Annotated in this window: 11 protein-coding genes; all 11 read left to right on the forward strand. The window is 73.0% G+C overall.

Annotation, left to right across the window (positions count from 1 at the left end):
* Position 1: 1 nt before the first annotated feature.
* Positions 2-766: a NuoB/complex I 20 kDa subunit family protein gene (locus ACWIX7_RS15955; RefSeq protein WP_448617430.1), complete on the forward strand. Its 765-nt coding sequence runs from the start codon at positions 2-4 to the stop codon at positions 764-766.
* Positions 763-1,500 (forward strand): NADH-quinone oxidoreductase subunit C, encoded by a 738-nt coding sequence (locus ACWIX7_RS15960; protein ID WP_448617431.1) that lies wholly within the window; start codon positions 763-765, stop codon positions 1,498-1,500. The genes ACWIX7_RS15955 and ACWIX7_RS15960 overlap by 4 nt, the downstream gene beginning before the upstream one ends.
* A 10-nt stretch (positions 1,501-1,510) precedes the next feature.
* Positions 1,511-2,842, forward strand: coding sequence for an NADH-quinone oxidoreductase subunit D (locus tag ACWIX7_RS15965; RefSeq protein WP_448617432.1), 1,332 nt, complete (start codon positions 1,511-1,513; stop codon positions 2,840-2,842).
* On the forward strand, positions 2,839-3,891 hold the full coding sequence (gene nuoE / locus ACWIX7_RS15970; RefSeq protein ID WP_448617433.1) for an NADH-quinone oxidoreductase subunit NuoE: 1,053 nt from the start codon (positions 2,839-2,841) through the stop codon (positions 3,889-3,891). Before ACWIX7_RS15965 ends, nuoE begins: the two co-directional genes overlap by 4 nt.
* A 1-nt stretch (position 3,892) precedes the next feature.
* Positions 3,893-5,221: an NADH-quinone oxidoreductase subunit NuoF gene (nuoF, locus tag ACWIX7_RS15975; protein ID WP_448617434.1), complete on the forward strand. Its 1,329-nt coding sequence runs from the start codon at positions 3,893-3,895 to the stop codon at positions 5,219-5,221.
* 73 nt (positions 5,222-5,294) lie between these two features.
* A complete protein-coding gene (locus ACWIX7_RS15980; RefSeq protein WP_448617435.1) occupies positions 5,295-7,757 on the forward strand; it encodes an NADH-quinone oxidoreductase subunit G in 2,463 nt (820 codons plus the stop codon).
* On the forward strand, positions 7,754-9,229 hold the full coding sequence (gene nuoH, locus ACWIX7_RS15985; RefSeq protein ID WP_448617436.1) for an NADH-quinone oxidoreductase subunit NuoH: 1,476 nt from the start codon (positions 7,754-7,756) through the stop codon (positions 9,227-9,229). The genes ACWIX7_RS15980 and nuoH overlap by 4 nt, the downstream gene beginning before the upstream one ends.
* Positions 9,222-9,941 (forward strand): NADH-quinone oxidoreductase subunit NuoI, encoded by a 720-nt coding sequence (gene nuoI, locus ACWIX7_RS15990; protein ID WP_448617437.1) that lies wholly within the window; start codon positions 9,222-9,224, stop codon positions 9,939-9,941. Before nuoH ends, nuoI begins: the two co-directional genes overlap by 8 nt.
* Positions 9,938-10,756, forward strand: a complete 819-nt coding sequence (locus ACWIX7_RS15995; RefSeq protein WP_448617438.1) for an NADH-quinone oxidoreductase subunit J — start codon at positions 9,938-9,940, stop codon at positions 10,754-10,756. Before nuoI ends, ACWIX7_RS15995 begins: the two co-directional genes overlap by 4 nt.
* On the forward strand, positions 10,753-11,052 hold the full coding sequence (gene nuoK, locus ACWIX7_RS16000) for an NADH-quinone oxidoreductase subunit NuoK (RefSeq protein WP_448617439.1): 300 nt from the start codon (positions 10,753-10,755) through the stop codon (positions 11,050-11,052). Before ACWIX7_RS15995 ends, nuoK begins: the two co-directional genes overlap by 4 nt.
* A gap of 16 nt (positions 11,053-11,068) precedes the next feature.
* Positions 11,069-12,964, forward strand: coding sequence for an NADH-quinone oxidoreductase subunit L (gene nuoL, locus ACWIX7_RS16005; protein ID WP_448617440.1), 1,896 nt, complete (start codon positions 11,069-11,071; stop codon positions 12,962-12,964).
* Positions 12,965-12,971: the final 7 nt, after the last annotated feature.

Here is a 12,971-nt window from a genome sequence, read left to right on the forward strand (position 1 = left end):
CATGGGACTCGAGGAGAAGCTGCCGAGCGGCGTCCTGCTGACCACGGTGGAGAAGCTGGTCAACTGGACCCGCAAGTCCTCGCTGTGGCCGGCCACCTTCGGGCTGGCCTGCTGCGCGATCGAGATGATGGCCACCGGGGCCGGCCGCTACGACCTGGCGCGCTTCGGCATGGAGGTCTTCCGGGCTTCGCCGCGGCAGGCCGACCTGATGATCGTGGCCGGTCGGGTCAGCCAGAAGATGGCCCCGGTCCTGCGTCAGATCTACGACCAGATGCCCGAGCCGCGCTGGGTGCTGGCGATGGGCGTGTGCGCCAGTTCCGGCGGGATGTTCAACAACTACGCGATCGTGCAGGGCGTCGACCACGTCGTCCCGGTGGACATGTACCTGCCCGGCTGCCCGCCGCGGCCGGAGATGCTCACCGACGCGATCCTCAAGCTGCACCACAAGATCATGAACGAGCCGCTGGGGCCGCGGCGGGCGCGCGAGCTCGAGCGGGCGCGGGCCGAGGGCCGGGCGCCGGAGCTCTACGTCGAGATGCCGTCGTCGGTGCGCGTGGACCGGGAGAAGCGCGCGGCCTACGAGCGGGCCGCCGCGGAGCGGCGCACCGGCCAGTTCGCCATCGAGCAGCGTGGGGGCAACGCGGTGCTGCTGCCGGAGCCGTACGTGCGGAGCGGGGGCGCGACGACGACGGCCGAGCGAGCATCGCAGGGAGCGCCAGCGACCGAGGAGCGGAACGAGGCCGGGGTCGAGCAGGTGACACGGTGACCGGCCCGGGTGACCGCAGCGGCACGGACGCCGGCCAGGGGGCGGCCGCGCCCTCGGGCGGGTTCCGCAAGGGCGCGTTCGGGGTCAGCGGCAGCGGCGACACCTCCGGCTTCGGCGGCCTGGTCCGCGTCGAGCCCGGCGGCGCGGTCGCGTTGCACTCCACCGACCGGCCCTACGGCGGGTACTTCGACGAGGTCACCGACGCGCTGATCGAGGCGGTCGGGCAGGCGACGTACGACGCCGCGGTGCAGCGGGTGCTGGTCGACCGCGGCGAGATCACCTACTTCGTCGCCCGCGAGCACCTGCTGACCCTCGTGCGGGCCCTGCGGGACGACGAGGCGCTGCGCTTCGAGCTGTGCAGCAGCGTCTCCGGCGTCGACTACCTCGACAGCGGCGGTCCCGCGGCCGAACCCGGCCGGCCGCGGTTGCACGTCGTCCACCACCTGACCTCGATGACCTACCGGCGGCGGATCCGGCTGGAGGTCGCGGTCACCGCCGAGGACCCGCACGTCCCGTCGGTCACGTCGGTCTACCCGACGGCGGACTGGCACGAGCGGGAGACCTGGGACATGTTCGGCATCGTCTTCGACGGCCACCCGGCGCTGACCCGGATCCTCATGCCCGACGACTGGGACGGCCACCCCCAGCGCAAGGACTACCCGCTCGGCGGCGTGCCGGTCGAGTACCACGACGCCACGATCCCGCCGCCCGACACGCGGCGGACCTACCGGTGAGGCGCACACGATGAGCACCACGTACAACCCGGCCGACCCCTACGCCGGCTCCCGCGAGACGACCGAGGGTCGCGTCTACACCGTCACCGGTGGCGACTGGGACCAGACGCTGGGCACCGAGGCCTACGGCGAGGAACGCCTCGTCGTGAACATGGGCCCGCAGCACCCCTCCACCCACGGCGTCCTGCGGCTGGTGCTCGACCTCGAGGGCGAGACGGTCACCAAGGCGCGGGTGGTCATCGGCTACCTGCACACCGGGATCGAGAAGAACACCGAGTACCGCAACTGGGTCCAGGGCACGACCTTCGTGACGCGGATGGACTACCTGTCCCCGCTCTACAACGAGGCCGGCTACTCCATGGCGGTCGAGAAGCTGCTCGGCGTCGAGGTGCCGCAGCGGGCGCGGACCATCCGCGTCCTGGTCATGGAGCTCAACCGGATCGCCTCGCACCTGGTCGCGCTGGCCACCTTCGGCATGGAGATGGGCGCGCTCACCGGGATGACCAACGGCTTCCGCGAGCGCGAGCTGGTGCTCGACCTGCTCGAGGAGATCACCGGCCTGCGGATGAACCACGCCTACATCCGCCCCGGCGGACTGGCGCAGGACCTCCCGCCCGGCGCGGTCGAGCACATCCGGGAGTTCCTCGAGGTCATGCCCGCCCGGGTGGCCGACTTCCACAAGCTGCTCACCGGTCAGCCGATCTGGCAGGCCCGGCTCGAGGACGCCGGCTACCTCGACGTGACCGGCTGCGTGGCGCTCGGCGTCACCGGGCCGGTGCTGCGCGCCGCCGGGCTGCCGTGGGACCTGCGCAAGGTCGAGCCCTACCTGGGCTACGAGACCTACGACTTCGAGGTGCCGACCGCCGACACCTGCGACGCATGGGGCCGCTACCTGGTCCGCATGGCCGAGATCAACGAGTCGCTGAAGATCGTCGAGCAGGCGCTGGACCGGCTGGAGCCCGGGCCGGTCATGGTCGAGGACAAGAAGATCGCCTGGCCCGCGCAGCTCTCCCTGGGGCCCGACGGCATGGGCAACTCCCTGGCGCACGTCGAGCACATCATGGGGCAGTCCATGGAGGCTCTGATCCACCACTTCAAGCTGGTCACCGAGGGCTTCCGGGTGCCGGCCGGTCAGGTCTACGTGCCCATCGAGTCCCCGCGCGGCGAGCTCGGCTACCACGTGGTCAGCGACGGCGGCACCAGACCGTGGCGGGTGCACGTGCGCGACCCCAGCTTCGTCAACCTGCAGGCCACGGCGGCGATGAGCGAGGGCGGCATGATCGCCGACGTCATCGCCGCGATCGCCTCCCTGGACCCGGTCATGGGAGGGGTGGACCGATGAGCGCGCTCCCCGGCAGTGCCGAGGGGACGGCGGTCACCGGGCTGGACTCCAGCCCGGTCGAGCCGGCCGCCGCGGACCTGCCGCCGCTGACCGAGCAGGTCCGGCTCGAGGCGCGGGAGATCATCGCCCGCTACCCGCAGCCGCGCTCGGCGCTGCTGCCGATGCTGCACCTGGTCCAGAGCCACCAGGGCTACGTCTCACCCGAGGGCGTGGCGCTGTGCGCCGAGGAGCTGGGCCTGACCAAGGCCGAGGTGGGTGCGGTCGCGACCTTCTACACGATGTACAAGCGCCGCCCCACCGGCCGGCACCTGGTCAGCGTCTGCACCAACACGCTGTGCAGCGTGCTGGGCGGTCAGCGGATCTTCGACGCCCTCAGCGCCGACCTCGGCGTCCACCACGACGAGACCGCCGCCGACGGCTCGGTCACCCTCGAGCACGCCGAGTGCCTGGCCGCCTGCGACTACGCGCCGGTGGTCACCGTCGACTACGAGTTCTACGACCAGCAGGACGTCGAGAGCGCCCGCGCGCTGGTCGCCGCGCTGCGCCGCGGGGAGAAGCCGCACCCCACCCGCGGCGCCCCGCTGACCGACTTCCGCGGGATCTCCCGCCAGCTGGCCGGTTTCGACCAGTACGGCGGCGCGGACGCCCGCGCGGCGGCGATCGACGCCGAGGGCTCCATCGGCCCGACGCTGGCCGGGCTGCGGCTGGCCGCCGAGCGGGGCGAGTCCGCTCCGCCGCTGCCCGGGCGCTCGCCGGCCGAGGACGCCGAGCCGGCCGGGACCGAGCCGCGCGAGACGACACGGCCCTCCGGCCGCACCGGCGAGACCCCGGAGGAGGAGGCCGCCGACGCCCGCGTCGCCGCGGCCGACACCCCCGCCGAGCGGGCCGGTGCCGCGCAGACCCACCCCGACAAGGGGGCCGAGTACGGACAGCCGCGCGGGCGGCAACGGGCCGGCACGGAGAACCCGCCCGCCGCCGAACCGGCCACCGGCACCAGTCCTCCTGTCTCGCCCAGCCCGAATCCACCCCGAGCCGACGGGAAGGCGTGACATGCCCCTCGCACCCGTGCTGACCTCCCGCTGGGCCGAGCCGCAGTCCTGGCGGCTGGCCACCTACGAGCGGCTCGACGGCTACACCGCGCTGCGCACCGCGCTGTCCATGACCCCCGAGGAGCTGGTCGGCCTGGTCAAGGACTCCGGGCTGCGCGGCCGCGGCGGCGCCGGCTTCCCGACCGGCATGAAGTGGAGCTTCATCCCCCAGCCCAAGCCGGGGGAGACGCCCACCGGGCCGGCCGCGCTGCCCAAGTACCTCGTGGTCAACGCCGACGAGGGGGAGCCGGGCACCTGCAAGGACCTGCCGCTGATGATGGCCGACCCGCACTCCCTGGTAGAGGGCGTGGTCATCGCCGCCTACGCGATCCGCTCGCACCTGGCGGTCATCTACGTCCGCGGCGAGGCGGTGCACGCCCACCGGCGGCTGGTCAACGCCGTCCGCGAGGCCTACGAGGCCGGCTACCTGGGCCGCGACATCCTGGGCTCGGGCTACGACCTGGAGCTGATCGTGCACGCGGGCGCCGGCGCCTACATCTGCGGCGAGGAGACCGCGCTGCTCGACTCGCTCGAGGGCTACCGCGGGCAGCCGCGCCTCAAGCCGCCGTTCCCCGCCGTCGCCGGCCTCTACGGCGCCCCGACGGTGATCAACAACGTCGAGACGCTGGCCAGCGTGCCGTTCGTCGTCCGCGGCGGCTCGGACTGGTTCAAGGAGTTCGGCCCGGAGAGGTCGCCCGGGCCGAAGATCTACTCGCTGTCGGGCCGCGTCGTCCGCCCCGGCCAGTACGAGGCCCCCATGGGGACGACGATGCGCGAGCTGCTGGAGATGGCCGGCGGCGTCCGCCCCGGGCACGAGCTGAAGTTCTGGACGCCGGGGGGTTCCTCGACGCCGTACTTCACCCCCGAGCACCTCGACGTCCCGCTGGACTTCGACTCGGTGGCCGCCGCGGGCTCGATGCTCGGCACCACCGCGCTCATGGTCTTCGACGAGACCGACTCGATCGTCGAGGCGACCCTGCGGTTCACCGAGTTCTACGCGCACGAGAGCTGCGGCAAGTGCACCCCGTGCCGCGAGGGGACCTTCTGGCTGGTCCAGGTCCTGCAGCGGCTGGTCGACGGCCGGGGGACGGCGGCCGACCTGGACCTGCTCACCGACACCTGCGACAACATCCTGGGCCGCTCGTTCTGCGCCCTGGGTGACGGCGCGACCAGCTGCATCAGCAGCTCGCTGAAGTACTTCCGCGACGACTACGTCGCGCTGCTGCCCCCGGAGGAACAGGCGCGCCTGGGCCGCAGCCTCCGGCTCGAGCCCGTCGGAGTGGCCTCGTGACCGAGCTCGCAAGGTCGCGCAGAGGCACAGCACCCCGGGGCACTGGCGCGACGAGCGCCGACGAGGAGGACCAGTGACGCTCACCAACCCGACCCCTGCGCCCGCGGTCCCGCCCGGTGCGCCCGGCCCGCACACCCCGCCGGACGCGGTCCACTGCACCATCGACGGCTTCGACGTCGCCGTGCCCAAGGGGACGCTGATCATCCGGGCCGCCGAGATGATCGGCGTGCAGATCCCGCGGTTCTGCGACCACCCGCTGCTCGAGCCGGTCGGCGCCTGCCGCCAGTGCCTGGTCGAGGTGGAGGGACAGCGCAAGCCCGTGGCCTCCTGCACCATGCCGGTCACCGACGGGATGGTGGTGAAGACCCAGCTCACCAGCCCGGTCGCGGACAAGGCGCAGCAGGGCACGATGGAGCTGCTGCTGATCAACCACCCGCTGGACTGCCCGGTCTGCGACAAGGGCGGCGAGTGCCCGCTGCAGAACCAGGCGCTGAGCAACGGCCGCGCCGAGAGCCGGTTCGTCGACGTCAAGCGCACCTACCCCAAGCCGCTGCCCATCAGCAGCGAGGTGCTGCTCGACCGCGAGCGCTGCGTGCTCTGCGCGCGGTGCACCCGGTTCTCCCAGCAGGTCGCCGGCGACCCGTTCATCGAGCTGTTCGAGCGGGGCGCCCTCGAGCAGGTCGCCATCTACGAGGACGAGCCGTTCTCCTCCTACTTCTCGGGCAACACCACGCAGATCTGCCCGGTCGGGGCGCTGACCAGCGCGCAGTACCGCTTCCGCGCCCGCCCGTTCGACCTGCGCAGCGAGCCCAGCGTCTGCGAGCACTGCGCCTCCGGCTGCGCGCAGCGCACCGACTACCGCCGCGGCAAGGTCGTGCGGCGGCTGGCGGGGGAGGACCCCGCGGTCAACGAGGAGTGGAACTGCGACAAGGGCCGCTGGGCCTTCCGCTACGCCACCGCCAACGACCGGTTCACCACGCCACTGGTCCGGCGGGACGGCGTGCTGCAGCCGGCGTCCTGGCCGGAGGCGTGGGCGGCGGCGGCCGAGGGGCTGCGCGCCGCGCGCGACTCCGGTGGGGTCGGGGTGCTGCCTGGCGGCCGGCTGACCGTCGAGGACGCCTACGCCTACGCGAAGTTCGCCCGGGTGGCGCTGGGCACCAACGACGTCGACGCGCGCGCCCGCGCCCACTCCGCCGAGGAGCTGGCGTTCCTCATGGCGCACGTCGCGGGCACCGGCCCGGCCAACGGTGCGGTCACCTACGCCGACCTGACCGGTGCGCCCGCGGTGCTGCTCGCCGGCCTCGAGCCGGAGGAGGAGTCGCCGATCGTCTTCCTGCGGCTGCGCCGGGCGGTGCGCAAGAACCGGCTGGCCGTCTACGACCTCGCCCCGTTCGCGACCACCGCCGCGGAGAAGCTGCAGGCCACCGTGCTGGCCACCCGCCCCGGCGCGGAGGCCCGTTCGCTGGCCGCCCTCGCCGAGGGCACCTGGGGCGGCCCGGCGGTCGACGCGCTGCGGCAGCCCGGCGCGGTCGTGCTCGCCGGCGAGCGCCTGGCCGAGTCCCCGGGCGCGTTCTCCGCCCTGGTCGCGCTGGCCCGCGCCACCGGCGCCCGGGTGGCCTGGGTGCCGCGGCGGGCCGGGGAGCGGAGTGCGGTCGAGGCCGGGGCGCTGCCGGCGCTGCTGCCCGGCGGCCGCCCGGTCACCGACGCCGGCGCCCGCGCGCAGGTCGCCGCCGCCTGGGGCGTCACCGAGCTGCCGGCCGCCCCCGGCCGCGACACGACCGGCATCCTCACCGCCGTCACGCACGGACAGCTCAAGGGTCTGCTGGTCGGCGGCGTGGACCCCGCCGACCTGCCCGACCCGCGCCTGGCCGAGGCCGCGCTGGCCGACGCCGACTTCGTGGTCAGCCTGGAAATGCTGCCCAGCGCGGTCACCGAGCACGCCGACGTCGTCCTGCCGGTGGCCGCCGCCTCGGAGAAGGCCGGTGCCTACCTGGACTGGGAGGGCCGGCTGCGCCCGTTCGACACCACGCTGCACGGCACCGGCCGGCTGCCCGACGGCCGCGTGCTGCAGGGCCTGGCCGACGAGCTGGACGTCGACCTGCGGCTGCCCGCACCCGAGGTCGCCCGCGCGGAGCTCGCCGCTCTCGGGGTCGTCGCGGAGCGCCCGCACGTCACCGGCCTGGACGTCGTCCCGCCCGGTGACCCGGAGCTCGCCGAGGACCAGGCGGTGCTCGCCTCGTGGCGGCAGCTGCTGGACGTCGGGACGCTGCAGCGCGACGAGCCCGAGCTCGCCGGCACCGCGCGCCCGCCGGTCGCCCGCCTCGGCAAGGACGCCGCCCGCCGGCTGGGCCTGGCCGACGGCGACCGGGTCACCGTGTGCGGCGCGATGGGGGAGGTCAGCCTGCCGGTGCTGGTCACCGAGATGCCCGACCAGGTGGTCTGGCTGCCGATGCGCTCACCGGGCAGCGAGCTGCGCACCCGGCTGGGCACCCCGCCCGGCGGTGTCGTCCGCCTCATCGCCGGAGGTGCCGAGTGATCGTCGCAGTCGCCGCTGACCAGCCGACCCTCGCGGACTTCGGCACCGACGTCTGGTGGATCGTCCTCATCAAGATCGTCGGCGTCTTCGTCGTCCTGGTGCTGCTGACGCTGTTCGCCATCGTCTTCGAGCGCAAGGTCGTCGCGCGGATGCAGCAGCGGATCGGCCCCAACCGGGTCGGCCCCCGCGGCTACCTGCAGAGCCTCGCCGACGGGCTGAAGCTGGCGTTCAAGGAAGACATCATGCCGGTGATGGCGGACAAGCCGGTCTACTTCCTGGCCCCGGTGCTCGCCACCGTCCCGGCGTTCCTGGCGTTCTCGGTCATCCCGCTGGGCCCGGTGGTCAGCATCTTCGGCCAGCAGACCCCGCTGCAGCTCACCGACGCCCCCATCGGCGTCCTCGTCGTGCTGGCCTGCTCGGCGATGGGCATCTACGGCATCGTGCTCGCCGGCTGGGCGTCGGGCTCGACCTACCCGCTGCTGGGCGGCCTGCGCAGCGCCGCGCAGATGGTCAGCTACGAGATCGCGATGGGGCTGTCGATCGTCGCGGTGTTCCTCTACGCCGGCTCGATGTCGACCTCGGAGATCGTCGCCGCGCAGGCCGACGGCAACCAGGTCTCCTTCTTCGGCCTGACGTTCACCGGCCCGGGCTGGTTCGCCGTCCTGCTGCCGATCTCCTTCGTCATCTACGTCATCGCCGTGGTCGGCGAGACCAACCGGGCGCCGTTCGACCTGCCCGAGGCCGAGAGCGAGCTGGTCGGCGGCTTCCACACCGAGTACTCGTCGCTGAAGTTCGCGCTGTTCTTCCTCGCCGAGTACATCAACATGGTCACCGTCTCGGCGCTGGCCGCGACGCTGTTCCTCGGCGGCTGGCGGGCGCCGTGGCCGATCTCGATCTGGGACGGCGCCAACTCCGGCTGGTGGCCGCTGCTGTGGTTCTTCCTCAAGGTCGTCGCCGCGCTGTTCGTCTTCATCTGGCTGCGCGGCACGCTGCCGCGGCTGCGCTACGACCAGTTCATGCGCTTCGGCTGGAAGGTGCTGGTCCCGACCGCGCTGGTCTGGATCCTCGCCGTGGCCACCATGCGCACCGTCGCCCGCGAGGCCGACCTCTCCACCGGCCAGGTGGCGCTGTTCGTCGGCGTCCCGATCGCGCTGCTGGTGATCGCCGTGCTGCTCGTCGCCAGCCGGGCCAGCAACCGGGCCACCCGCATCGCGGCGACCAAGGCCGCGGCCGGCTCCATCCACCCGACCGAGGCCGAGCCGGAGGTGCTGCCCCCGGCGGGGCCGCGCCGCCGGCCGGCCGACCGCACCGCTCCCAGCCGCGCCGAGGGCGGCTTCCCGATCCCGCCGATGGACCTCGCCGTCCCGCCGTCGCCGCGGCTGCGCAGCCGCGAGACGGTCGCGCCCGACGGCGCCGTGGTGGGCACCGGACGGCGCAGCGGCACCGGCACCCAGGAGGACGTCGATGACTGAGCACAGCGACCTGGACCGTCGCTCGCCGGACCCCCACGAGCCCGGCCACGACATGGTGGCGCAGACCAAGCGCGAGCTGGCCCACCGCGGCCGCGACGCCGGACCGGTCAAGCGGGCCAGCTGGCTGCCCGGCCCGGGGCAGGGCTTCGGGGTCACCTTCGCGCAGATCTTCCGCAAGGTGACCACCGAGGAGTACCCCGAGGTGCCCAAGGTGACCAAGCCGCGCTACCACGGGCGGCACGTGCTCAACCGGCACCCCGACGGGCTGGAGAAGTGCGTCGGCTGCGAGCTGTGCGCCTGGGCCTGCCCCGCCGACGCCATCTACGTCGAGGGCGGCGACAACACCGAGGACGAGCGCTACTCGCCAGGTGAGCGGTACGGCCGCATCTACCAGATCAACTACCTGCGCTGCATCTTCTGCGGCCTGTGCATCGAGGCCTGTCCGACCCGGTCGCTGACGATGAGCAACGACTTCGAGCTGGCCGACGACAACCGGGCCGACCTGATCTACACCAAGGAACAGCTCATGGCCCCGCTGCTGCCCGGCATGGAGGCCCCGCCGCACGCCATGCGACTGGGGGACGACGAGAAGGACTACTACGTGCGCGACCCGCACAGGGTCCCGCCGGCCGAGCCCGCCGCCGGGGCGCGGGTCGATCAGCCCGTCCCCGGCGGGGCGGCGGGGCGGGTGGAAGGCGCAGTGCGGCCGTGAACGTCGTCATCGGCACCGGCGAGGCCGTCGTCTTCTGGGTGCTCGGCCCCATCGCGCTGGCCGGCGCGCTGGGCATGGTGCTCTCGCGCAACGCCGTCCACTCGGCGCTGTGGCTGGTCAACACGATGCTGGCGCTGGGCGTCTTCTACGTCGTCCAGGAGGCGCCGTTCCTCGGGGCGGTGCAGATCATCGTCTACACCGGCGCGATCATGATCCTGTTCCTGTTCGTGCTCATGCTGGTCGGCCGCGACTCCTCGGACTCGGTCGTGGAGACGCTCCGCGGGCAGCGGGTGGCCGCGATCGTGCTCGGCCTCGGCTTCGCCGGGCTGGTCGGCGCCGGCGTCGCGCGGGCCACCCAGGGCCTCCCGGTCACCGGCCTGGCGGGCGTGCAGGGCGGGGAGACCAGCAACATCGAGGCGATCGCCCAACTGCTCTTCACCCGCTACCTGCTGGCGTTCGAGGTGACCAGCGCGCTGCTGATCACCGCCGCCGTCGGTGCGATGGTGCTGGCCCACATCGAGCGCGACGCCGGCACCCGGCCCACCCAGAAGGAGCTGTCGCGGGCCCGGTTCCTCACCGACCGGCCCCAGACGCTGCCCGGGCCCGGTGTCTATGCCCGCGGCAACTCCGTCGCCGCACCCGCGCTGCTGCCCGACGGCCGGCTGGCCGAGGACAGCTTCGCCACCGGGATCGAGCCCCAGGAGGCCGAGCAGATGCCGCGTCCCACCGGCCGGGCCGAGCTGGGCACGCCCGACGCGGCCCTGGGCACCCTCGACCCGGCGCCCAGCGACATCCCCGGGGGGCGCGACCGATGAGTCTCACGCACTACCTGGTGCTCGCCGCGATCCTGTTCACCATCGGCGCGGTCGGCGTCCTCGTGCGGCGCAACGCGATCGTCGTCTTCATGTGCGTCGAGCTGATGCTCAACTCGGTGAACCTGACGCTGGCCACCTTTGCCCGCGCCACCGGCACCGTCGACGGCCAGGTCATGGCGTTCTTCGTCATGGTCGTCGCCGCCGCCGAGGTCGTCGTCGGCCTGGCGATCATCATGTCGCTCTTCCGGACCCGCCGGTCGGCGTCGGTCGACGACGCCAACCTGCTCAAGTACTGAGGAACGGGGACCGGGGATGGACACCGCACCGGCCGACGGGCTGATCGCCGCGTCCTGGCTGCTCATCGCGCTGCCGCTGGCGGGCGCCGCCGTCCTGCTGCTCGGGGGACGGCGCACCGACCGGTGGGGGCACCTGCTGGGCGCCGGCACCGTGGTCGTGGCCTTCGTGATCGGTCTGCTGTGCACGCTGCAGCTGGACGGCCGGCGGCTCGACGTCGACCTGTTCACCTTCGTGTCGACCGGGTCGCTGGACGTGCAGGCCGGTCTGCTGTTCGACCCGCTGTCGGCGGTGTTCGTGCTGCTGATCACCGGCGTGGGCGCGCTCATCCACGTCTACTCGATCGGCTACATGGCGCACGACCCGCGCCGCCGGCTGTTCTTCGCCTACCTCAACCTGTTCGTCGCGGCGATGCTGCTGCTGGTCCTCGGCGACAACTTCGTGGCCCTCTACGTCGGCTGGGAGGGCGTCGGCCTGGCGTCCTACCTGCTCATCGCCTTCTGGTACGAGCGCCCGTCGGCGGCGACCGCCGCGAAGAAGGCGTTCATCATGAACCGGGTCGGTGACGTCGGGCTGGCGCTGGCGATCTTCCTCATGTTCGCCCAGCTGGGCACCGTCACGTACGACGGCGTCTTCGGTGCGGTCGGCACCCTCGCCGGCGGCACGGTGACCGCCATCGGGCTGCTGCTCCTGCTCGGCGCGTGCGGCAAGTCCGGCCAGTTCCCGCTGCAGGCCTGGCTGCCCGACGCCATGGAGGGCCCGACCCCGGTGTCGGCCCTGATCCACGCGGCCACCATGGTCACCGCCGGCGTCTACCTGATCGCCCGCAGTGCGCCGATCTACGACCAGACGCCCACCGCGCGCGCCGTCGTCCTCGCCGTCGGGGCGATCACGCTGGTGATCGGGGCGATCGCCGGCTGCGCCCAGGACGACATCAAGAAGGTGCTGGCCTACTCCACGGTCAGCCAGATCGGCTACATGTTCCTGGCCGTCGGCCTCGGCCCGGTCGGCTACGTCGCCGGCCTGGCGCACCTGCTCACCCACGGCTTCTTCAAGGCCGGCCTGTTCCTCGGCGCCGGCTCGGTGATGCACGCGATGGACGACGACGTCGACATGCGCCGCTTCGGCGGTCTCGCGTCGCGGATGAAGGTCACCTTCGTGACCTTCGGGCTGGGCTACCTGGCGCTGATCGGCTTCCCGTTCCTGTCCGGCTTCTACACCAAGGACGCGATCATCGAGGCCGCGTTCGACCGCGGCGACGGCTGGGGCTACCTCCTCGGCGGGGTCGCCATCCTCGCCGCCGGGCTGACCGCCTTCTACATGACCCGGCTGATGCTCATGACCTTCTTCGGCCGCCCCCGGTGGGAGCCCGGCGTCCACCCCCACGAGTCGCCGACGGTGATGACCGCACCGATGGTCCTGCTCGCGGTCGGGTCCGTGCTCGCCGGCTTCCTGCTGGTCGTCGCCTTCCCGCTGGAGTCGTGGCTGACCCCGGTGTTCGGCGAGCCCGAGGAGGCCGAGCACGTCGTCGCGCCGCTGGTGGTCAGCGTCCTGGTCACCGTCGTCATGGCGCTCGGCGTGCTCACCGCCTGGCTGTTCGTCGGCCGCCGGGAGGTGCCGGTGACCGCGCCGGTCCGGGTGTCGCCGGTGACCCGCGCCGCCCGTCGCGCGCTCTACGCCGACGCGGTGAACGAGTCGCTGTTCATGCGGCCCGGGCAGTGGCTGACCCGCGCGCTGGTGTTCTTCGACAACCGCGGCGTGGACGGCGCGGTGAACGGCCTGGCCGCGACGCTGGGCGGCTCGTCGTCCCGGCTGGGCCGCACGCAGACCGGCTTCGTCCGCTCCTACGCGCTGTCGATGCTGGGCGGCGCGGTCGTCGTGGCGGGCGCGCTGCTGGCGGTGACGGCGGGATGAGCAGCAG

The sequence above is a fragment of the Geodermatophilus sp. URMC 65 genome, assembly GCF_053502545.1.